The 21,511-nt window shown below is 69.6% G+C and carries 18 protein-coding genes; 14 read left to right on the plus strand and 4 right to left on the minus strand.

All coding sequences use genetic code 11. From position 1 onward, the window contains the following. Nucleotides 1–2 precede the first annotated feature (2 nt). The 14 genes from AC0NZN_RS11780 (at nucleotide 3) to AC0NZN_RS11845 (ending at nucleotide 17,201) form a co-directional block, all read left to right on the plus strand. Nucleotides 3–1,106, plus strand: a complete 1,104-nt coding sequence (locus AC0NZN_RS11780; protein ID WP_474592491.1) for a Gfo/Idh/MocA family protein — start codon at nucleotides 3–5, stop codon at nucleotides 1,104–1,106. Then, nucleotides 1,103–2,095, plus strand: a complete 993-nt coding sequence (locus AC0NZN_RS11785) for an NAD-dependent epimerase/dehydratase family protein (RefSeq protein ID WP_474592492.1) — start codon at nucleotides 1,103–1,105, stop codon at nucleotides 2,093–2,095. Before AC0NZN_RS11780 ends, AC0NZN_RS11785 begins: the two co-directional genes overlap by 4 nt. Beyond that, nucleotides 2,095–3,234: a DegT/DnrJ/EryC1/StrS family aminotransferase gene (locus AC0NZN_RS11790; protein ID WP_474592493.1), complete on the plus strand. Its 1,140-nt coding sequence runs from the start codon at nucleotides 2,095–2,097 to the stop codon at nucleotides 3,232–3,234. Before AC0NZN_RS11785 ends, AC0NZN_RS11790 begins: the two co-directional genes overlap by 1 nt. Next, complete coding sequence (locus AC0NZN_RS11795; protein WP_474592494.1) at nucleotides 3,231–3,857, plus strand: acetyltransferase; 627 nt, start codon at nucleotides 3,231–3,233, stop codon at nucleotides 3,855–3,857. Before AC0NZN_RS11790 ends, AC0NZN_RS11795 begins: the two co-directional genes overlap by 4 nt. Beyond that, nucleotides 3,854–4,981: a DegT/DnrJ/EryC1/StrS family aminotransferase gene (locus tag AC0NZN_RS11800; protein WP_474592495.1), complete on the plus strand. Its 1,128-nt coding sequence runs from the start codon at nucleotides 3,854–3,856 to the stop codon at nucleotides 4,979–4,981. Before AC0NZN_RS11795 ends, AC0NZN_RS11800 begins: the two co-directional genes overlap by 4 nt. Beyond that, a complete protein-coding gene (locus tag AC0NZN_RS11805; protein WP_474592496.1) occupies nucleotides 4,978–7,221 on the plus strand; it encodes a glycosyltransferase family protein in 2,244 nt (747 codons plus the stop codon). The genes AC0NZN_RS11800 and AC0NZN_RS11805 overlap by 4 nt, the downstream gene beginning before the upstream one ends. Then, nucleotides 7,214–8,653 (plus strand): lipopolysaccharide biosynthesis protein, encoded by a 1,440-nt coding sequence (locus AC0NZN_RS11810; RefSeq protein WP_474592497.1) that lies wholly within the window; start codon nucleotides 7,214–7,216, stop codon nucleotides 8,651–8,653. The genes AC0NZN_RS11805 and AC0NZN_RS11810 overlap by 8 nt, the downstream gene beginning before the upstream one ends. After that, on the plus strand, nucleotides 8,650–9,801 hold the full coding sequence (locus AC0NZN_RS11815) for a glycosyltransferase family 2 protein (RefSeq protein ID WP_474592498.1): 1,152 nt from the start codon (nucleotides 8,650–8,652) through the stop codon (nucleotides 9,799–9,801). Before AC0NZN_RS11810 ends, AC0NZN_RS11815 begins: the two co-directional genes overlap by 4 nt. 28 nt (nucleotides 9,802–9,829) lie before the next feature. Beyond that, nucleotides 9,830–11,053, plus strand: a complete 1,224-nt coding sequence (locus AC0NZN_RS11820; RefSeq protein ID WP_474592499.1) for a rhamnosyltransferase WsaF family glycosyltransferase — start codon at nucleotides 9,830–9,832, stop codon at nucleotides 11,051–11,053. A 31-nt stretch (nucleotides 11,054–11,084) separates the two neighbouring features. Beyond that, complete coding sequence (locus AC0NZN_RS11825; RefSeq protein WP_474592500.1) at nucleotides 11,085–12,392, plus strand: glycosyltransferase family 4 protein; 1,308 nt, start codon at nucleotides 11,085–11,087, stop codon at nucleotides 12,390–12,392. Next, nucleotides 12,389–13,951, plus strand: coding sequence for an acyl-CoA ligase (AMP-forming), exosortase A system-associated (locus AC0NZN_RS11830; protein ID WP_474592501.1), 1,563 nt, complete (start codon nucleotides 12,389–12,391; stop codon nucleotides 13,949–13,951). The genes AC0NZN_RS11825 and AC0NZN_RS11830 overlap by 4 nt, the downstream gene beginning before the upstream one ends. Further along, complete coding sequence (locus AC0NZN_RS11835) at nucleotides 13,948–15,174, plus strand: pyridoxal-dependent decarboxylase, exosortase A system-associated (protein ID WP_474592502.1); 1,227 nt, start codon at nucleotides 13,948–13,950, stop codon at nucleotides 15,172–15,174. Before AC0NZN_RS11830 ends, AC0NZN_RS11835 begins: the two co-directional genes overlap by 4 nt. Before the next feature lie 22 nt (nucleotides 15,175–15,196). Continuing rightward, nucleotides 15,197–15,463: an acyl carrier protein gene (locus tag AC0NZN_RS11840; protein WP_474592503.1), complete on the plus strand. Its 267-nt coding sequence runs from the start codon at nucleotides 15,197–15,199 to the stop codon at nucleotides 15,461–15,463. 193 nt (nucleotides 15,464–15,656) lie between these two features. Then, a complete protein-coding gene (locus tag AC0NZN_RS11845) occupies nucleotides 15,657–17,201 on the plus strand; it encodes a hypothetical protein (protein WP_474592504.1) in 1,545 nt (514 codons plus the stop codon). Here AC0NZN_RS11845 and AC0NZN_RS11850 read toward each other — a convergent pair. Genes AC0NZN_RS11850 through AC0NZN_RS11865 form a run of 4 tightly spaced genes read right to left on the minus strand, consistent with a single transcriptional unit; the run spans nucleotide 17,155 to nucleotide 21,451 of the window. Continuing rightward, nucleotides 17,155–18,390 carry a glycosyltransferase family 4 protein gene (locus AC0NZN_RS11850; RefSeq protein WP_474592505.1) on the minus strand — a complete coding sequence of 412 codons (1,236 nt, stop codon included), beginning with the start codon at nucleotides 18,388–18,390 and terminating at the stop codon, nucleotides 17,155–17,157. The genes AC0NZN_RS11845 and AC0NZN_RS11850 overlap by 47 nt on opposite strands. 18 nt (nucleotides 18,391–18,408) lie before the next feature. Next, on the minus strand, nucleotides 18,409–19,317 hold the full coding sequence (locus AC0NZN_RS11855) for a glycosyltransferase family 2 protein (protein WP_474592506.1): 909 nt from the start codon (nucleotides 19,315–19,317) through the stop codon (nucleotides 18,409–18,411). Beyond that, nucleotides 19,314–20,588 carry an O-antigen ligase family protein gene (locus AC0NZN_RS11860; protein WP_474592507.1) on the minus strand — a complete coding sequence of 425 codons (1,275 nt, stop codon included), beginning with the start codon at nucleotides 20,586–20,588 and terminating at the stop codon, nucleotides 19,314–19,316. Before AC0NZN_RS11860 ends, AC0NZN_RS11855 begins: the two co-directional genes overlap by 4 nt. 32 nt (nucleotides 20,589–20,620) lie before the next feature. Then, on the minus strand, nucleotides 20,621–21,451 hold the full coding sequence (locus AC0NZN_RS11865; RefSeq protein ID WP_474592508.1) for a YveK family protein: 831 nt from the start codon (nucleotides 21,449–21,451) through the stop codon (nucleotides 20,621–20,623). Nucleotides 21,452–21,511: the final 60 nt, after the last annotated feature.

Genomic DNA, 21,511 nt, shown 5'->3' on the forward strand with positions numbered 1-21,511 from the left:
GGATGGATGCGCAGCGCGCGACGTCGTCGCGTCTGAACGTGGCCGTGGTGGGGGCGGGCTACTGGGGGCCGAATCTGGCACGCAACTTTCGTGCGAGCGCGGAGTGGAACCTCGCCGTCATCTGCGACCTCGATCTCGACCGGGCGCAGCGGGTCTCGGATGCCGTGGGCGGGGTGCCCGTCTCCTCGAGCCTCGCGGAGGTGCTGGCCGACCCGTCGGTCGATGCGATCGCCGTCGCCACACCGGCTCGCACCCACCATCCGATCGTGCTGGCCGGACTGGACGCGGGCAAGCACGTCATCGTCGAGAAGCCGCTGGCCGACGAGCGCGGGCGCGGGATGGAGATGGTCGAGCGCGCCCGGTCGAACGGACTCGTCCTCATGACCGACCACACGTTCTGCTACACGCCGGCCGTGCTGAAGATGCGGGAGCTCATCGCGGAGGACTTCCTCGGCGACATCCTGTTCGTCGACAGTGTGCGGATCAACCTGGGGCTCATCCAGCCCGACGTGGATGTGTTCTGGGACCTCGCGCCGCACGACCTCTCGATCATGGACTTCGTGCTGCCCCATGGGCTCGACGCCGCCAGTGTCGCGGCGCACGGGGCGGATCCGCTCGGCACGGGGAAGTCGTGCATCGGCTACCTCACCATGCCGCTCGACGGCGGGGCGATCGCACACGTCCACGTGAACTGGCTCAGCCCGACGAAGATCCGCCACATGGTGATCGGCGGCACCAAGCGGACGCTCGTGTGGGACGACCTCACGCCGCAGCAGCGCGTGAGCGTCTACGACCGCGGTGTCGAGCTGTCCCAGGTCACGAAGGCGACCACCTCAGACGCGCGCGATGCCAACATCTCCTACCGTCTGGGCGACACCTGGGCGCCCGCACTTCCCGAGCGGGAGGCCCTCGCCGGGGTCGCGACGGAGTTCGCGGCGGCCATCCGCGAAGGGCGGGATGCACGGACCTCGGGCGTGGCCGGGCTCCGGGTGCTGTCCGTGCTCGAGAGCGCCACGGCGAGCCTGCAGGCCGGTGGCGCCCCGGTGGCCGTCGATCTGACATCGCCGACCGAGCTGGTCCCGCTCGGGGGGGAGACGATCCGGTGACCCGCATCGAGGGAGCGGACATCCTCGTCACCGGCGGTGCGGGAACGATCGGCTCGACGCTCGTCGACCATCTGCTCGAGGCCGGCGCCGCGCACGTCGACGTGCTCGACAACCTCGTGCGCGGTCGGATCGCCAACCTCGACGATGCCATCGCAACGGGCCGCACGACGCTCGTGGTCGGCGACATCCGCGACCGGGCGGTCGTCGACGAAGTCGTCGCGGGCAAGGACATCGTGTTCCACCAGGCCGCCATCCGGATCACGCAGTGCGCGGAGGAGCCGCGCCTCGCGCTCGAGGTGCTCGTCGACGGGACGTTCAACGTGGTCGAGTCCGCCGCGCGCCACCGCGTGGACAAGCTCGTGTCGGCATCGAGCGCCTCCGTCTACGGCCTGGCGGAGGAGTTCCCGACCGGCGAGCGGCACCACCACGAGAACAACGACACGCTCTACGGCGCCGCCAAGACGTTCAACGAAGGGCTCATCCGGAGCTTCCGCGCGATGCACGGCCTCGATTACGTGCTGCTGCGCTACTTCAACGTCTACGGTCCGCGGATGGACGTGCACGGTCTCTACACCGAGGTGCTCGTCCGGTGGATGGAGCGCATCACCGACGGCCGGCCGCCGCTCGTGTTCGGGGACGGGCTGCAGACGATGGACTTCGTATGCGTGCCCGACATCGCACGGGCGAACGTCCTCGCAGCGCAGAGCGACGTCACCGCGGGCACCTACAACATCGCGAGCGGAACCGAGACGAGCCTGCTCGAGCTGGCCGAGGCGCTGCTGCGGGTGATGGGCTCGGACCTCGGCGTCGAGCACGGACCCGAGCGCGCGGTGAACGGCGTCGTCCGGCGGCTCGCCGACATCGGCGCCGCCGAGCGCGACCTCGGCTGGACGCCGACGATCGGACTCGAGGACGGGCTCGGCATGCTCGTCGACTGGTGGCGGCCGCTGCGCGAGGAGATCGCAGCGGGCCGGGCGGTGAGCCTCTGATGGCCGATCGCATCGATGTCATGGTCCCCTGGCTCGGGCAGGAGGAGGTGGATGCGGTCGCCGAGACGATCGCGAGCGGATGGGTGGCCCAGGGTCCGCGCGTCGCGCGCTTCGAGACGGAGTTCGCCGGGGCGATGCAGGCGCCCTTCGCCGTCGCCACGACGAGCTGCACGACAGCCCTGCACCTCGCGCTCATCGTCGCAGGAATCGGGCCGGGCGATCACGTCGTCGTCCCGTCCTTCTCGTTCATCGCGACCACGAACGTGGTCCGGTACGTCGGGGCGGAGCCGGTCTTCGCCGATGTCGACCCCGTCACCGGCAACGTCACCGGCGAGACGGTGTGGGATGCGCTGACGTCGGCCACGCGAGCGGTCATCGCGGTCGACCAGGGAGGAGTCCCGGTCGACCTCGACGGCATCCGCGCCGTCGCGGATCCGCTCGGCATCGTCGTGATCGAGGATGCCGCGTGCGCCGCCGGGTCCACGTACAAGGGACGGCCCGTGGGCGCGGGCGCCGACATCGCGGCGTGGTCGTTCCATCCGCGCAAGCTCCTCACCACCGGGGAGGGCGGGATGATCACCACCGCCCGCGCGGACTGGGCCGCGCGGGCGCGGCATCTGCGCGAGCACGCCATGAGCGTCTCGGCCGCCGACCGCCACAAGGCCCTCCTCGCCCCGCCGGAGGAGTACACCGAGGTGGGGTTCAACTACCGGATGACGGATCTCCAGGCCGCCGTGGGCCTCGTGCAGCTCGGGCGGCTGCCCGAGCTGGTGGTGCGGCGGCGCGAGATCGCCGCACGCTACCACTCCGCGATCGCCGAGATCCCGGGCCTGCGCGCGGTCGCCGATCCCGCACAGGGGAGCACCAACTTCCAGTCGTTCTGGGTGGAGGTCGGCGACGGCTATCCGACCCATCGAGAGGGCCTGCTGGAGGCGCTGGCCCGCTCGGACATCTCGGCGCGCCGCGGCATCATGGCCGCGCACCGCCAGCCCCCGTACCGGGGGCTCCCTTCCGCCGACAGCCTTCCCGTCACCGAGCGGCTCACCGACGCGACGCTCATCCTGCCGATGCATCACGCGCTGACCGAGGCGGATCAGGAGCGGGTGATCGCCGTGCTCCGCGACCCGGTGCGATCATGAGCGCCGGCGTGCTGCTCATCGGGGCGAGCGGTCTCGCGCGCGAGGTGCTCGCGGCGGGCATTCCGGGTGTCGTCGGCATCCTCGATGACGATGAGATGCTGCACGGATCCGAGGTCGGCGGTGTGCCGGTCATCGGATCGCTTCCGGAGGCGATCGACCGGCCGGAGCTGCTGCTCGTCTGCGTCGGGCCGAGCGCGTGCCGCCGCGAGATCGTGAGGAGCTATGCCGCCTGCGGTGTGGATGCTGCCCGCTTCGCGACGTACATCGCCCGATCCGCGCGCATCGGGCGGTCGAGCGACATCGGCCCGGGATGCATCCTCCTCGACGGCGTCGTGGTGACGGCCGACGCCCGGCTCGGCGCACATGTCGTCGTCATGCCGAACTGCGTGATCACGCACGACGACGAGATCGACGACTTCTCCACGCTCGCGGCCGGCGTCGTCCTCGGAGGCGGTGTTCGCATACACGAATCGGCATATATCGGCATGAACGCGTCCGTGAGACAGGGCGCGACCATCGGCGAGGCGGCGACGGTGGGCATGGGGTCCGTCGTGATCCACGACGTGCCCGGCGGGCAGACGTGGGCGGGGGTGCCCGCGCGACACCTCGGAGGTCCCGAATGACCGAGCGGGTGCCGTTCCTCGATCTGGCCGCGCAGCAGGCCGAGATCGCCGATGAGGTGCTGCCGCAGTGGCAGCGCCAGTTCGCCGCGGCCGGCTTCATCGGCGGCGACGAGGTCGAGGCCTTCGAGCGCGAGTACGCCGACTACCTCGGCGTGGGGCACGTGGTCGGCGTCGGGAACGGCACGGATGCGCTCGAGCTCGCCTTCCGCGCCGTCGGAGTCGGACCCGGCGACGAGGTCATCATGCCGGCCAACACCTTCATCGCGACGGCCGAGGCCGTCTCGCGCGCCGGTGGCATCCCGGTGTTCGTCGACGTCGACGATGCGCAGCTGCTGATCGATCCGGATGCCGTGGAGGCCGCGATCACCCGTCGCACGCGCGCCATCGTGCCGGTGCATCTGTTCGGCCAGACCGCGCCGATGGAACGCATCCTCCCGCTCGCCGAGCGGCACGGCCTCGTCGTGGTGGAGGATGCCGCGCAGGCGCAGGGCGCTCGCTCGCCGGCGGGACGCGCCGGGACGATGGGACGAGTCGCGGCGACGAGCTTCTACCCCGGCAAGAACCTCGGCGCCGCCGGCGACGCCGGCGCCGTCCTGACCGATGACCCCGAGATCGCCGCGTTCGTGCGGAACGTCGCCGCCCACGGCAGCTCTTCGAAGTACGTCCACGACCGCATCGGCGTGAACTCGCGGCTGGACGCGATCCAGGCGACCGTGCTGCGCGCGAAGCTGCGCCGCCTCGACCGATGGAACGCCGCACGCCGTGTTGCGGCGGCCCGCTACGCCGAGCTGCTGGCGGGGGTCGACGGCGTGCTCCTGCCGAGGGTGCGCCCGGGCAACGCGGATGTCTGGCACCTCTACGTCGTGCGGGTCGACGAGCGTGATCGCGTGATCGCGGAGCTCGCCGATGCCGGCGTGGGGGCCGGCATCCACTATCCGACTCCTGTGCATCTCACCGAGGCATACGCGTGCCTGGGATACCGGCGCGGACAATTCCCCGTCGCGGAGGCGGCGGCGGACCGCATCCTGTCGCTGCCGATGTTCCCCCACCTGGCCGAGGAACAGCAGGAGCGCGTCGCCCAGGTCCTGCAGGCTGCCGTCTCCTCGACTGTGGGGCATCGATGAGCAACGTGTCGGCGACCGCGGAAAGGACCACCAGCGGGCGCGAGGAGTCATCGGTCACGCCGAGGATGGTCTTCTTCCGGATCAATGACAACGATCTGCCCGATTTCATCACCGGGCACTTCGCAGACCATGTGCGGTGCTTGCGTCAGTTCTTCGACGTCGTCGTCATCGACGACAACGCTGACTACGACGAAGTGGTCGACCGCGTTCATCCGGACATCGCGTTGTTCGAGTCGGGGGTGTACGCGCGCGCGGGGCGCCGAATCACACACACGGATCGGCATCCGGAGATTCCGAAGATCGGGCTGCTCGATGCGGATGCCTACTGCCTGACGCGCGGTGTGTTCCTCTCCGACATGGATGATTGGGGCGTCGAGACCTTCTTCTCGATCGGCGTATCGACGACGGGGTATACGCCGGATATCGCAGACCGCACCTTCGCGTGGCCGAACTTCGCGGATCGATCCGTCTTCCACACCTATCCGGGCGGCAAGACGCAGACGATCGTCCTGAGCGGCAGTCGAGAGACGAACTACCCCTGGCGGGTGCAGGTCGACCGCCTCTTGCGCGACCGGTTCCCCGTGCGTGACATCCCGCACGCCGGATGGTTCGACCGGAGTGCAGCGAATGCGATGCCCACGGGCGAGACGTACGCTCGGACCTTGAGTTCGGCGCTCATCGTGCCGACCTGCGGGACCATCGCCGAAGATCTCGTGCGGAAGCACCTCGAAATCCCCGCGTCGGGGGCGTTGCTGCTGACCGAGCGCACACCTGCGGTCGAGGCCGCCGGCTTCGTCGACATGGTGAACTGCGTCTTCGCCGACGCCACCGACGTGGTCGAGAAGGTCGAGTACCTCCTGGACGACCGCGAGGCGCTGAAGCGCATTGCGGACGAGGGGCAGCGTTTCGCGCACGAACACCACTCGATCGAGAACCGGAATCAGATTCGCCAGTGGTATGAACTGAGCCGGCTCAAGCGCGAGGGCGAGCGGATCGTCCAGACCGCTCTCTTCGCCCCGCTGACACTGGAGGACGAAGCGCAGCCCGGGCGACCCGTCGGCGTTCTGGCGCCGCCAGGCGTCGACCGCCGACTGGTCGCAGAAGGCGAGACCCTGCTGGCAGATGGCGATCCGAACCTCGGGGCCGAACGGTTCGCCGAGGTGCTCAACTACCACTTCGAACCCGAGGCGGCCCTGGGTCTTGCGCGCTGCTGGGTCCGGATGGGCCGGCCCGCCGATGCACGAGCGATCCTCGAGTACTGCACCAGCGTGGTGCGCAAGCCGCACGGTGCATCCCACCCCGACCCGGTGGAATGGGCGTGGCTCGTGCGAGCGGCCCTGTGTCAGGGCGATGCGCTGCTGGCCGCTGAGCTCGCCTCGGAGTATCCGACCCTCGAGCACCCCGAGCTGGAGCGCACGCGTGACGTGGTCGCTCGCGTCGCCGATGTGCGCGTTCCGGGTGGAACCGGCGGACGGCACCGGACACTGCATCCTGGAATGGGAATCGAGCCATGGAGTGCATGGGCAGCCGCACTCGTCGCCGACCTCGTCGCATGCGGACAGCCGGCCCTGGCCTCGCGTGTCGCAGCGCTGGCAGAGCCCGGCGGTCGGACCCCGGCGAGCGGCGCGACGGCGGTGCCTCCACGCAGCCGCGGCGGTGCTCTCGTGGTCCGCGGGCGTTCGCGCAGGATCGTCGAACGCGCTCGGCGTCGCGTCGCCCGGGAGTGGGCGAAGGCCCGCGGGCGTGAGATCGTTCCCCGTCGCCAGGCCGTCTTCTCATTGATCGGGGGCCGCTCACTGGATGCCGTCCTCCTCATCCTGGTGAGCGACGACGTCGCTCGTCGAGCGGCGGAGCTCGTGGCATCCGACCCTTCAGAGGTCAGCCTCGTCCGCATAGGATGCGAGCCCCGCGTGCCGTCCGCGGCCGGCTTCGCCCCGTGGGGGCTGCGATCGGGTGCGGACCCCAAGATCCTCGGACGGATCGCCGCGCTCGGGTCATCGCTGACGATCGCCGGGCGTCGGGGTGCCGCGTTGCTCGACGAGCATCAGCTGAGTCAGGCCGCAGTGTTCGTCGTCCTGGAGGATGCCCAGGCCGTGGCCCCCGTCGAGAGCCGGCTGGATGGCTCGCCTGCCTGGCGGACGTCTCCACCTGACGTGTGCGCGCGTGTGGCAGAGGCGCTGGGATGCGAATCCGTGCGCGCGTGGGAGCGGTGCGTGGTCGAGGGGGGCCTCGATGGCTGACCTCGATCGTTCCCTCCGCTCGAGGGCCGCCCGCGCGGCAGCGTGGAGCGGCCTGAGTACGGTCGTGCTGCGGCTCGGTGGCCTGGTGGTCGGGATCGTCCTCGCACGGGTGCTCGCCCCCCAGCAGTTCGGCGTGTATGCAGTCGCGCTCGCGGTGCAGTCGATCCTCCTGACGATCGCGGACCTCGGGCTGTCAGCGGGACTGATCCGTACGGACAAGCCCGACCGGATGGCACCGACCGTCGCATCGCTGGGCTTGGCGAGCGGAGCGGTCATGACGGCCGTGATGATCGCGACGAGCTCTTCGCTTGCGGCATTGCTCGGGACCCCGGCTGCGGCACCTGCGATCGCCGTGCTCTCACTGACGCTGGTGCTCGGCGGCGCCACCGTCGTCCCGTTCGCGTACTTGCAGCGACGTTTCCAGCAGAAGCAGATGTTCTTCGTCGGAGTCGCCGACTTCGCGGTGTCCACCACGGTGACGCTCGTGCTCGTCTCCCTCGGATTCGGTGTGATGGGACTCGCGATCGGGCGGGTGGCTGCGCAACTCGTCTCGTCGTCGCTGCAGTTCGTGCTGGCGCGTGTGAGACCGCGCTACGCGATCGATCGGGCGATCATCGGGCCGGTCCTCGCGTTCGGACTGCCCATCACGGCCGCGAACCTGCTGTCGTGGACGCTCCTCAACGTCGACAACATCGTGCTCGCCCGCGTGGCGGGGGCGACGGCGCTGGGGTTCTACGTGCTCGCCTTCAACATCTCGAGCTGGCCGATGAGCGCCCTCTCGCAGATGGTCCGCTCCGTCTCGCTTCCCTACTTCTCCCGCAAGGGCGCGAGCAGCGACGAACTGGCGACCGTGACGTCGCTCGCGTGGGCCGGGGCCCTGCCGGCCGGTGCCGTGCTCGCGGCGCTCAGCGCTCCGATCATCGAGGTCGTCTACGGCGCGAAATGGCTGCCCGCGGCGCCGGTGCTCGCCGCCCTGGGCCTCTACGGGAGCCTGCGCGTCGCGTTCGACGTCTTCGCCGGGTATCTCTATGCACGGGGCCGGTCGCGCCCCGTCCTGTGGATCCAGATCCTGTGGCTCGTCATCCTCATCATCGGCATGATCCTCGCCGCCAGTGCCTACGGGATCGTGGGCGCCGGCTGGGTGCACGTGGTCGTCGCGGTCGTCGTCATCCTGCCCGCGTACCTGGTCGCGCTGAAGACAGCAGGTGTCCGTGTTCGCACCGTCGTCAAGGCGTCGTGGTGGCCGACGGTCGCCACCATCCCGGCGGTCGCGGTGGCCCTGGCCGCACGGCTGCTCGTGCCTCAGCCATTGCCGGCCGTCCTGATCGGCGGACTCGGCTCGATCCTCGTGTACGGGCTCCTGATGTGGCCGTGGGCGTTGAACCACATCCGACAGATCCGACCCGCGAAACTGGAAGGGGCTGCACGGTGAGACGGGAACTGACCGACCGCTGGCGGGACTACCAGGAGAATCACGCGCTCGACGGGCGACTCCTGCGCCTGGCGGCGTCCCTGTCCTCCCGCCCGCGTTCGGCGAGGGTGGCGTCCCCGCCGCTCGCGCCCCAGCGCCCCGTGCGGGTGTCCGTCGTGATCCCGTGCTTCAACTACGGACGCTATCTCGGCGAGGCCGTCTCGAGCGCACTCGACCAGAGGCACGTGGACGTCGAGGTGATCGTCGTCGACGATCGCTCGACCGATGACAGCCACCGGGTGGCCACCGACCTGGCTGCCGTCGATGCCCGGGTGCGGGTCATCCGGAACGAGGTGAACAGCGGACACGTCCGCTCCTTCAACACCGGCTGGGCGGCAGCCTCGGGCGCACTCGTGGTCAAGCTGGACGCCGACGACCTGCTGACGCCCGGCTCGCTGGCGCGCGCCGCCGCCCTGTTCGAGAAGCACCCGGAGGTGATGCTCGTGTACGGGCATCCGCGGCACTTCACGGGCGCGCCCCCCGCGCCTCGGGTGCGGGATGTGAGCTGGGAGCTCTGGGCGGGTCGCGACTGGCTGGCGGAGCGCTGCAGGCGGGGCGCGAGCGCGATCACCAATCCCGAGATGGTCGTTCGCAGCGAGTTCCTGGCCCGCACGGGTGCGATGGACCCGGACGTCCCGTACGCCCCGGACATGGAGCTCTCCCTGCGCGCCGCGGCCTGGGGCGACATCGGCTACGTGCGAGGGGCGGATCAGGCTCTTCACCGCGAGCACGCCGAGAGCATGAGCGAGACCGAGGGCGCCGGGGCGCTCGTGGATCTGAATGCACGAAAGGCGGCGTTCGAGCGCGCGCTGTCGAAGGGCGGCCTGGATGCCGGGGAGTCCGCCGCGCTGGCGGACGCCGCTCGACACGCCCTCGCCGAGGACGCGCTGCGCTACGCCCGCGCGGCGCAGGACCACGGGCGCCCGTACGTCGAGATCGAACCGCTCCTCGACTTCGCCGCCGCGACGTGGCCGGCGGTCGACGCGGGGCGGAGTCGTCGTGGTGACGGAGTGGGCGGAGCGGTCCGGTCCCGCGCGCTCCTGGGGAGGGTCGGACGCCGGCTGCGGGATGAGCGGTACCGCACCCGCTGGTACGTGTTCGGCATCTGACGAGTGGGGGGCTCGGAGCATGTGGGGGATGGATTCCATATCGGAGGCGGTGTCGAAGGCGCGTCGTGCGCGAGACGTCGGGCCGCGGGGACTCGCGCAGCGCCTCGCGCAGCGTGCGTACCTGTCGTCCGGAGCCGGCGAGCTGCGCTTCAACCTGGATCTGGAGGACGTCCTGACCGGAGTCCCGTCCGAGCTTCCCGTTCCCCGCGCGCATCTCGCCCGTGATGTCCCCATGACGATCGGCTGGGTGATGACCCCGCCCGCGCCCGGCTCAGGAGGGCACACGACTCTCTTCCGCATGATCCAGGCGCTCGAGGCGCGAGGCCACCGATGCGTCGTCTTCATCTACGACCGGCACGGCGTCGACGTCGCGCGGCTCACGGCGCGCATCCGGTCGCACTGGCCATGGATCGGGCCTGTCATCCGCGATGCGCGGGCGGGCATCGACGGGGTGGATGCAGCAGTGGCGACGTCGTGGGAGTCGGCGCATGTGATCGTCAAGCACGGCCGCATCCCCATGCGCCGGCTTTACTTCATCCAGGACTACGAGCCCTACTTCTACGGCCACGGCGCGGAGTACGAGCTCGCTGCGATGACCTACCGGCTCCCGTTCCGCAGGATCGCGCTCGGGCCGATGCTCGGTGAGATGATCTCGGAGGCCACGGGGCTCGCGAGTGACGTCGTCCCGTTCGGGTGCGACTCCGAGGCCTATCGTCTCCCCGATCCACCGACGCCTCGGGCGGGCATCGTGTTCTACTGCCGGCCCGATTTTCCGCGGCGCGGCTATGAACTCGCGTGCGTCGCACTCATGCTCTTCCACCGTCTGCACCCCGAACAGCGGATCCACGTCTACGGCGCACCTCCACGAGGCCTCAGCATCCCGATCACCTTCCACGGCAGACTCACGACCGCAGAGCTGAACGACCTCTACGGGCGCACGATCAGCGGACTGGCGATGTCGTTCACGAACATCACCCTCGTCGCCGAGGAGATGCTCGCCGCCGGGAACATCCCCGTCGTCAACGACATGGAGCTCGCACACCTGGTGCTCTCGAACCCGCACGTCAGATGGGCCGAGCCGACCGCCGACTCCCTCGCCCAGGAGCTCAGCGCGGCTGTCACGGCAGCCGACATCGATGGGGAAGCGACAGCGGCGGCGCGGTCCGTGGTCGGACGATCATGGGAGCCGACGCGGCGCGCGGTCGTCGCCATCATCGAGGACGACGTGTACGGCTCTGGGGCGAGGGGCTAGGCCGATGCGTCGATCAGATGAAGCTCCGCACGTGCTGATCATCGTGCAGAACCTGCCGGTTCCCCTGGACCGGCGAGTGTGGCTGGAGTGCCAGGCGCTGATCGCCCGCGGATACCGGGTGAGCGTGATCTGCCCCAAGGGTCCGGGCGATCCCGCACGCCAGCACATCGACGGCGTGGACATCTACAAGTACGCGCCCGCTCGCGAGGCCGAGGGCTTCTTCGGCTTCGCCTGGGAGTTCGCGTACAGCTGGGCGCGAACGGCACGACTCTCCGTCGCGGCGTGGCGTCGGCGGCGATTCGACATCATCCAGGCCTGCAATCCCCCCGACACGTACTGGCTGCTGGCGCTTCTGTGGCGAATCCGCGGGGTGCGCTTCGTGTTCGACCACCACGACCTGAACCCGGAGCTGTTCATCTCCCGCTTCGGCACGCCGACGGGCTCCGCGCAGAAGCTGCAGTTCGCCGCGCTCACCTGGCTCGAGCGGCGGACGTTCCGCTCCGCGGACCGCGTCATCTCGACGAACGAGTCCTACAAGGCCATCGCGCTCCGGCGGGGCGACCGCCGTCCAGGCCACGTCACCGTGGTGCGGAGCGGGCCCGACACTCGTCGGATGCGGCCGATCTACCCCGAGAATCCGCGACCGGTGGATCAGGTCAATCTGGCCTACCTCGGCATCATGGGCCCGCAGGACGGGGTTGACCAGGTGCTGCTCGTCATGGAGGAGCTCGTACACCGGCGCGGGCGCTCGAACGTCACCGCGACGCTCATGGGCTTCGGGGACTGCCTCGAGGATCTGAAGCGGCAGTCGACCGCTCTCGGGCTCGACGACCACGTCACCTTCACAGGGCGCGTCGACCGGGTGGCCATCGCCGAGCACCTCAGCCGCTCCGACATCGGCGTGTGCCCGGACCTGAAGACGCCCCTCAACGACCTCTCCACCATGAACAAGACGATGGAGTACATGGCATACGGCTTGCCGTCGGTCTCGTTCGACCTCGCCGAGACGCGCGTCTCGGGCGGAGACAGCCTGATGTACGTGCGATCGGGCGACATCGCGGGCTTCGCCGATGCGATAGAGAGGCTGATCGATGACCCCGCTCTGCGTGCGGAGCTCGGTCGCAGGGGGCGTGAGCGCGTGGCCTCCCAGCTCGACTGGAGGCCTCAGGCCGAGGCCTACGTCGCCGTGTTCGATGAGGTGTCGGGCTTCAGCCGGCCGGGGCCCGCGGTGCCCGAGGAGACAGGCGTCGCCGAGACGGATGCGCAGGGTCGACGGTACGTCGACCTCGACGACCGCGAGCAATTCGACCGCTACCTGATCGAGCGGAGGGCACCATGACCGTGCGCATCCACCTCCACGACCTCCTCGCCGAGCGCGCCTCCGTCGCGCCCGACAACCCGGCTCTCACGTACAAGAGCGACGTCGTGTCCTATGGACAGCTCTGGCGACAGGTTCGCGCGGCCGCGGCGCAGCTCGTCGGCCTCGGCCTGACCCGCGGCGATCGGGTCGCGATCTATCTGGAGAAGCGCATCGAGACCGTGGCCGCGATCTTCGGCGTCTCCGCGGCCGACGGCATCTTCGTCCCGGTCAACCATGTGCTCAAGCCGCCGCAGGTCGGCCACATCCTTCGGGACAGCGGCGCCCGCATCCTCGTGACCTCCGTCGATCGCCTCGGCCAGCTGGCGGGAACGCTCGCCGACACCGCCATCGAGAAGGTCGTCGTCGTCGGGTCTGCCACGTCCCTCCCGGGGCTCGGACTCGAGATCCACGCGTGGCCGGAATCGCGGGGTCCCGTCCACCTGCCCGCCTCGGCGGCGATCGACATCGACCCGGCCGCGATCCTTTACACCTCGGGAAGCACCGGGCGACCGAAAGGCGTCGTCCTGAGCCATCGCAACCTCCTCATGGGCGCAGAGAGCGTCAGCTGCTACCTGCGGAACACCGCGGACGACGTCATCCTGAGTGTGCTGCCGCTCAGCTTCGACGCCGGTCTCAGCCAGGTCACCACGGCCTTCTGCGTCGGCGCGCACTGCGTGCTGACGAACTACCTCGTGCCGCACGATGTGCCCAGGCTGTGCGCCCGTCACGGTGTGACGGGCATCACCGGGGTGCCCCCGCTGTGGCTGCAGATCGCCGACGTCGAATGGCCGGACGATGCGGCGCGCCGCATCCGGTACTGGGCGAACACGGGCGGACGGATGCCACGCACCCTCCTCGGCCGGCTCCGCTCCATCTTCACCTCGGCCGACCCGTACCTCATGTACGGACTGACGGAGGCGTTCCGCTCCACCTACCTCGATCCCGCCGAGATCGAGCGGCGCCCCGACTCCATCGGCAAGGCCATCCCGAACGCCGAGATCCTCGTGCTGCGCCCGGACGGCACGCCCTGTGAGCCGGGGGAGGAGGGCGAGCTGGTCCACCGCGGCGCTCTGGTCGGTCTCGGCTACTGGAACGACCCGGTGCGCACGGCCGAGCGCTACCGCCCCGTCGTCCATGCCGGCCAGGACTGGCGGGCGCCGGAGATGGCCGTGTGGTCCGGAGACACCGTCGTGGCGGACGAGGACGGCTTCCTGTACTTCGTCGGTCGCGCCGACGAGATGATCAAGACCTCCGGATACCGGGTGAGCCCCACCGAGATCGAGGAGGCGGCGTACGCGACCGGCCTCGTGCGCGACGCCGTGGCTCTCGGGGTGGAAGAGCCCGGCATCGGGCATCGGGTCGTGCTGGTGGCGACGCCTGCCCTCGAAGACCTCGAGGCCGCCACGCTCATCACGGTCCTGCGTCGGGTGCTGCCCCTGTACATGGTGCCGTCGCACGTCGACGTGCGCGACGAGCTTCCGCGCTCGCCCAACGGCAAGTTCGACCGCAATCTCCTGAAGGCGCAGGTGTCGGCATGAACGTCCAGGAGCACGTCGCCGCGTTCGGCGTCGTCGGCGGCGAGCTCAGCGTCGGGGGGATGCCGCTGTCCCGCCTTGCGGCGCGCGTCGGCTCCACCCCCTTCTTCGCGTACGACCGTCGCCTCCTCGACGAGCGGATCGCCCGGCTGCGTGAGCTCCTGCCGGCGAGCGTGGAGATCAGCTACGCCATGAAGGCGAACCCCATGCCCGCCGTGGTGCAGCACCTCGCACGGCGGGTCGACCGGATCGATGTGGCGTCCGGGCTCGAGATGCAGACGGCTCTCGACAGCGTGGTCCGGCCGCAGAACGTGAGCTTCGCAGGCCCCGGCAAGGCGCCCGCCGAGATCCGCCAGGCGGTGGCCGCAGGCGTGATCGTCGAGGTCGAGTCGGTCACCGAGATCCTCCGCGTGATCGCCGCCGGTGAAGACCTCGGCCTGACGCCCCGCATCGCCGTGCGCGTGAACCCCGATTTCGCCGTCAAGGGCTCGGGCATGCGGATGGGGGGCGGCCCTCAGCAGTTCGGGATCGATGCCGAGGCGGTGCCCGACGTGCTGCGCGAGTTCCGGGAGTCCGGTCTCGACCTCCTCGGATTCCATGTCTTCGCGGGCTCCCAGAACCTCGACGCGCAGATCATCGCGGAGGCCCAACGACGCACCGTCGACCTCGTGAGCGCTCTGGCCGAGCACCTGCCCACACCGGTGCGGTACGTGAACCTCGGCGGCGGGTTCGGCATCCCGTACACCGAGCGGGACCGCCCGCTCGATGTCGCCGCTCTCGCGCGCTCGCTTCACGACCTCGTGAACGGTGCCGTCGCCGAGCGCCTGCCCGAGGCGGCGACGGTGATCGAGCTGGGCCGCTACCTCGTGGGGGAGAGCGGCGTCTACGTCACCCGCGTGCTCGACCGCAAGATCTCGCGCGGACGCACCTATCTCGTCGTCGACGGCGGGATGCACCACCAGCTCGCGGCGTCGGGCAACTTCGGGCAGGCCATCCGCCGCAACTACCCCGTGATCGTCGGCAACCGGATGGATGCAGACCCGCGCGAGCACGCCACCGTGGTCGGCTGCCTGTGCACGCCCTTGGATCTGCTGGCCGACGACATCGAGCTCCCTCCGGCCGAGATCGACGACCTCGTCGTGATCTTCCAGCAGGGGGCCTACGGGCTGACGGCGAGCCCGACCGCATTCCTCGGCCACCCCGCGCCCGCCGAAGTTCTCGTCTGACCGCTAGAGAAAAGGAAACGACATGACCCAGACGACCGACACCCTCGACTCCGTCCGCACGGTGCTCGTCGATGCTCTGGAGCTGCCGCAGCGACCCGAGACGATCTCACGCGACACGGAGCTGCTCGGCGCACTGCCCGAGCTCGACTCCTTCGGCGTGGTCGCTCTCGTCGCGGCCCTCGAGGACCGCTTCGGCATCACCATCGACGACGATGAGTTCGGCCCCGAGCTGTTCGAGACGCTGGGCACTCTCAGCGACTTCGTCGACGGCAAGCTGGCGGCGGGCTAGAGACGTGGGACCGGGCGCGCCCCTGCCGGGGTTCCTCGCGACCACGGACGTCGCTGTGCCGCCGGAGATGGCTGCGACACTCGGTAGCACGAGCCGGCGCGGCCCGGTGCACCTTCTCCGCTGGGGCACAGCGCCCGTCGCGTCGTCGGACGTGCAGATCCTCTCCCGCGTGGTCAGGCGGACGACAGGAGCTGTGCCGGCCGACGACGTGGCCGCGCAGATGCTCCGGGATCCGGGCGCCCTGATCTCGATGCTGCCGCCCTTCGCCGCCGCATCGGCGGGACAGGACGGCGTCACGATGGTCGCCGACTCCATGGGCTTCCGCCAGCTGTTCCACAGCGAGGCCGGGAGCGGCGGATCGGGCGTGCTCTCCACATCGGCCCTCCTGGCCGGGTGGATGCAGAGGGCGGAGCTCGATCCTGTCGGCGTCGCCGCGCAATCCCTGCTCGGCTGGCAGCTCGGCGAACGCACCCTTCATGCGGGGGTCAGGAAGCTCGCTGCGGGCGCGATCGCGCACCTGGGGGCGGATGGGGTGCGGGTGAGCCCCGCGGTCGAGGCTCCGGCCGAGCCGGTCACACTCGCCCGAGCGGTCCAAGAGGCCGCGAACCTGCTGCGCGCATCGCTCGCCGCCGTCCTCGATGACCATCCGGATGCCGTGCTGCAGCTGACGGGAGGCCTCGACTCCCGGCTGCTCCTCAGCGCGATCCCGGTCTCGCGCCGTCGCGGCCTGCGGGCGATGACTCTGGGCGTTCCGGGAAGTGGGGATGTCGCCATCGCCGGCGACATCAGCGCCCGTTACCGCATCGCGCACGAGGTCCACGGTCTCGCCGACCTGAGCGCGCTCGATCCGGAGGAGGCATGGACCCTGTGTCTCGAAGCGGCGGTGCGGCTCGACGGGATGTCGGATCCCGTCGCGCTCGCCGCTCTGGGCGTGGCCGAGCGGAGCTTCGCCCAGGGGGTTCGCATCTCCGGCCTCGGTGGCGAGGTCGCGCGGGGCTTCTACTACGTGGGTCGCGTCCGCGATCGCCCGTATACGCGGAAGGATGCGGAGCAGCTCGCAGCGTGGCGGATGTTCGTCAACGAGGCTGTCGAGCCGGGGCTGCTCACCGAGGACTTCGCGGCCTGGAGTCGCGAGGCGGCGAACGACGAGGTCTATGAAGCGCTCCGAGCGGGCGGCGATGAGTGGTTCCGCGCGACCGACGAGCTCTACCTCCGGCACCGCATGCAGCGATGGGCCGGCGCGACCGACACGGCTGTCGGCTATCAGCGCGTGGTCATCAACCCGATGCTGGATCACGACTTCCTCGCGCTCAGCCGTCGATTGACGCCCGAGTGCAAGGCGCACGCGCGATTCCTCGCGGCGCTGCAGCTGGAGCTCGATCCCGAGTTGGGCCGGATTCCGCTCGAGGGCCGTCCCAGCCCCGCGGCCTACGCTCATCCGTCCGTCTGGGACCCCGTCACGCAGACGCTCCGAACCGGTCAGCGGCTGAGCCGCAAGGCGCTCCAGCGCGTGCGTCGAGGCAATCGCCCGCCCGCAGGTGGGACGGTTCTCGCCGCCAAGGTGGTCGAGCGGTGGCGCGAGCATCCGTCCGAGCTTGAAGCCCTGGCCGATCTCGGATTCGTGGAGGACAAGTGGATCGACGGGGTGCTCTCCGGCGGGATCGACCCACGACCGAGCTCTGTCGGGTTCGTCACGAGCGTCCTGGTCGCGCGGACCCCGCCTTCCGCTGCGCGATGAGCTCGTCGTAGAGGTCGCTCATGCGGTCCAGACGGGAACTCCACAGGTGGTTCTTCTCGGCGTGAGTGCGTGCCGCCGCGCCCATCCGCAGCCGCAGGTCCCGGTCCGTGGCGAGGGTCCGTATCGACGCGGCACAGTCTTCGGCGAGCTGCTCCGGCGACTGTGCGGTCACGCGGAACGCGCAGGTGTCGTCGACGTTCGCGCCCGGTCCGCCGCGCTCGCAGACGATCAGCGGCAGTCCATAGGCCATCGCCTCGAGGCTGACGTTTCCGCCGGGCTCGCGATAGCTCGGGAACACGAAGACGTCTGCCCTCTCGTAGAAGGCGTCCACCTCGCCGCGAGGAACAGAGCCGTGGAACACGACGCGGCCGTCGAGCCCGAGTTCGGCCACCAGCGCCTCGCAGTTCGCACGGTCATTGCCGTCGCCGAGGACGTCGAGCACGAGGTCCAGCTCGGGCAGCATCCCCATCGCCCGGATGACGTCTCGAAGCCCCTTCGTGCGGACGATGCGTCCGACATGCAGGAGCCGGACCGGCCCCTCACGTCCCGACCGATCGACCGGCGGCTTCACCTCGTGCACCGCGGTCTCGCTCATGATCTCGAAGCGCTTCAGGCGAAGTCCCTCCAGGAAGTCGCTGACGTAGGGTGCGACGCCGACCACGCAGTCCGCGCTCTCATACGTCCGGCGCAGCACGGGATCCCTTCTGATCCGCCACGAGTCGAGGCTGCGCAGTCGCTGATACCAGGGGGTGGCGCCCTCCTCCTCGGCGAAGGCGGGCGGCGACTCCAGGCTGCCGCCCACCGGTCCGATGATGAACGGGATGCCGAGGCCCGCCGCCGGCGACGGATACCGCATCGCGACCGGCACGGCCTGGTGTGCGATGTCGAAGCCCTCACCGTCTGCCAGCCTGCGCTTCAGCCATCGTCGTCCTCTGAGGTAGAACGGCGCGTAGCCCGGTTCCATGAGGCTGTTCAGGCGCTCGAAGCGGCCGACCCCCGCAGGCTCCTCCCATTCGACGACCTCGACGTCCGGCAGCTGCTCGGAGGGAGCGCGGTGCCCGCGCTTGAAGGTCGTCAGCAGGGTGAGGTCGAAGCGCTCCGCGAGCATCCGGGCCCATTGGTAGGCCACCCAGGATTCCCCGATGTCCTCGCCGTCGCACGTCGGTGCGACCAACAAGACCTTCGTCATCCGATTCCCCGTTCCGGTCTAGCGCGGCAGGATCTTCTCGCTCGCGCCGAGCATCGGCGGGCGCTGGGACGGGCGCACGAGCGCCCGGAGGGTGGGCCATGACTTCTCGTGACCGAGAAGAGCTCGGCGCAGTTCGATGAGCACGGTCATCGCGTAGTAGGCGGAGGCGCGCACGTCGCCGGTGCGGCGGCGATAGATGCGCACGCGATTCAGGATCTTCATCGTGTGGGTCGTCGCGCTCTCACCCGACCCGCCGCCGATGTGCACGGCGCGGGCCGTCGGCGTATAGACCGTGGCGAAGCCGGCGTCCCTCGCCCGCAGGCTGAAGTCCGTCTCCTCCGAGTAGAGGAAGTACGACTCGTCCATGCCGTGCAGCTCTCGGTAGAGCTCCGCGTCCACGAGCAGGATCGCGCCGACGGCCCAGTCGACCTTGTGCTCGGTCTCGTACTCCCGGGGATCCTCGATGCGCTCCGTGAAGGCGGGCAGCCCGGTGAAGCTCAGGCCGCCGACCCGGGCGAGCGTCGGTCCGCGCCGGAGGGTCGGCGATAGGCTTCCGTCCGCCTCGCTCACGCGCGGTGCCACGATCCCGATCCCGGGTCGATTCAGCACCTCGAGCATCGAGGGAACGCATCCCTCCTCCAGCGCGGCATCGGGATTGAGGATGAGGATGGCGCGCGCCTCGGGCGAGTTCTCGACGCCGCGATTCATGCCGGCCGCGTAGCCGACATTGGTGGAGCGGATCACGCGGCAATCGAGGCGCGCATCGAGGACTTCGAGAGTGGCATCCTGCGAGCCGTTGTCGACGACGACCACCGAGTATGTCAGGTCGCCCATCGCGGCCGGGATGCTGTCCAGGAGCGCGGCGATGTGATCCTCGCTGTTGTACGTCACGACGACCGCAGCGACATCCGTCTGCGCCGCGGTCACGATGCGTACCCCCCGACATCGGATCCGGATCGCTCGATCCTGCGCAATGCGCCGCCCATCCCGATGGTGAGGAACAGCAGCCCCATGGTCATGGGGAACGCGAACGCATCGAAGAAGAAGAGGCAGACGAAGCCGGTCGTCACCGCCGCCGTGAAAGCCAGCGCCAGGTCGCGGGAGCGCTGGTCCCGGAGCGCGGCACGCAGGCGCAGCATCGTCGCGATGGTGGTCACGGCCAGCAGCACGAATGCCAGCGTGCCGACCAGGCCGATGGTGACGAGGAGGCCGAGATACTGGTTGTCGAAGATCCGGTACTTCGGAAGAAGGGTCCCGAGCCCTCGCCCGAACCAGGGCTTGCGTGCGATGAACTCGAACGCCAGAGAGAAGCTGTCCGTCCGCGATGCGATGCTGGGATCGTTCGCCGCGCCCGCGAAGAGGCCGATGATCGAACTGAACAGGTTCGGAGTGATGATGCCCATCGCGGCCACTCCCGCGACGATCAACGCGAGCATCCGGATGCGGCGCTCCGCCGTCCATCCGAACAGGCAGATGAGGATGCCGACCGCGGCCCCGAGATACGCCGAGCGGGACGAGGTCACCGGGACGATCGCGATCAGGGCGGCCGCCGGCAGCCACCGTACGGGTCCGCGTTCGCGTTGGTGGAAACCCACGTACAACGCGAGCGGGAGAAGCATCGCCACGAGCGTTCCGTACTCGATGGGATGCGTCGCGGTGCCCGATGGGCGGGGGAATCCGCCACGACCGTTGAGGCTGTAGCCCGGACTGCCGGTCAGCCCCGGGATGGACAGCTGGTCCACCCAGACCTGTCGTGTCAGGACCTGGACGAAACCGAGCAGCGCGATCAGACCGCCGCAGACGGTCAGGCGCCACAGGAGCAGCTCGAGCCGGCTGCGCCGTCCGATGTCGTCGTGCGTCAGGAGAAGGGTGCCCGTCCACGAGGCGAGCGAGAGCAGAGCGACGTCGCCCGGACTGATCTCGTCCGGGCTCATGGGCCCGGACATGGCCAGAACATAGGAGATGCCGGCACAGGCCAGGAAGACTCCGAGCGCGATCCGGATCGGCTGGCTGTCCATGGGTGGGGGCCTCACCGCCCCCAGACGGATGAGCAGCCAGAGCACGAGGCTGCCCAGCCCGAAGAGCATCGAAGGCGCACCGGCGCTCGCGAGAGGACCGATGACCAATCGAGTCGGGATGAACAGAAGCAGGATGACGTACACCGTCAGCCAGCCGACCGCGTCGGTGCGGGTCGGCACGACTCTCCGGTCAGACCGGACGAGCTCCCTCGTCAATCGCGTCGTCCTCGAAGGGGATCGTCACCGAGGCCGATCGCTGGAGTGCTCGCGGCCTCGGGCACTGCCAGGACGGGGAGGCTCGAAGCGACCACCCCCGGAGCGTCGCGCTTCGATCGCCAATCCGGCCGTCGCGGTCGCGCTTGCGCGGGGTCGCCGACTCCCGGTGGAACGGAGTCGCCCGATGTCTCGGGCTCCGCCCCGTTGTCGCCGGCGGCGAGTGCGGCTCGGCGCATCCGCGCCCGAAGCAGGAAGCCGTCCAGCGCGAACGTCACGATGCCCGTGAGGAGGATTCCCATGATCGCCGCGGCGATGACGATCCGGATCACTCCCGAATTGTCCTTCTTCGCTTTGTCGTCGATGACCAGCGGCATGGACGTGATGATCGCGCTCGACGGCGTGGCCACCTCTTGCTGCAATCGTCCGAGTTGAACCGGCACCTGATCCGCGATGTAGTTCAACGTATCCAGCGTCTCTGAGGAGCTGCGATCGGTGACATCGATGGCGATGACCGGGCCCCGCGTCGAGTCGTCGACCGCGACGTCGAACGTCGCCGTGGGTGCACGACTCGCGATGTCTTCTTTGGCGAGCGAACTCGAGAAATAGGCGACGAGAATTCCGGCCGGTTGATCCAAGCCGCCGAGCGCGAGGAAAGGGTTGCCACCTTTCCCGACACTCGCCTCCGAGGGCAGCAGCAGCACCAGCCCGCGGGCGGTGTACTGCGGCGGCGTCACCGTATACGCTCCGATCGCGAGACCCGCGGTGACGAGAAGGCCGACGAGCAGCACGTACCATCTGCGCCCCAGTGCACGCGCGACATCCATCATCGCGGCAGTCCCCTCTGCGTCGTTTCGACCTTGTCGTGCAATGCCGAGGCCCCCAGACCC

It is taken from the genome of Microbacterium sp. sgz311019, assembly GCF_056135325.1.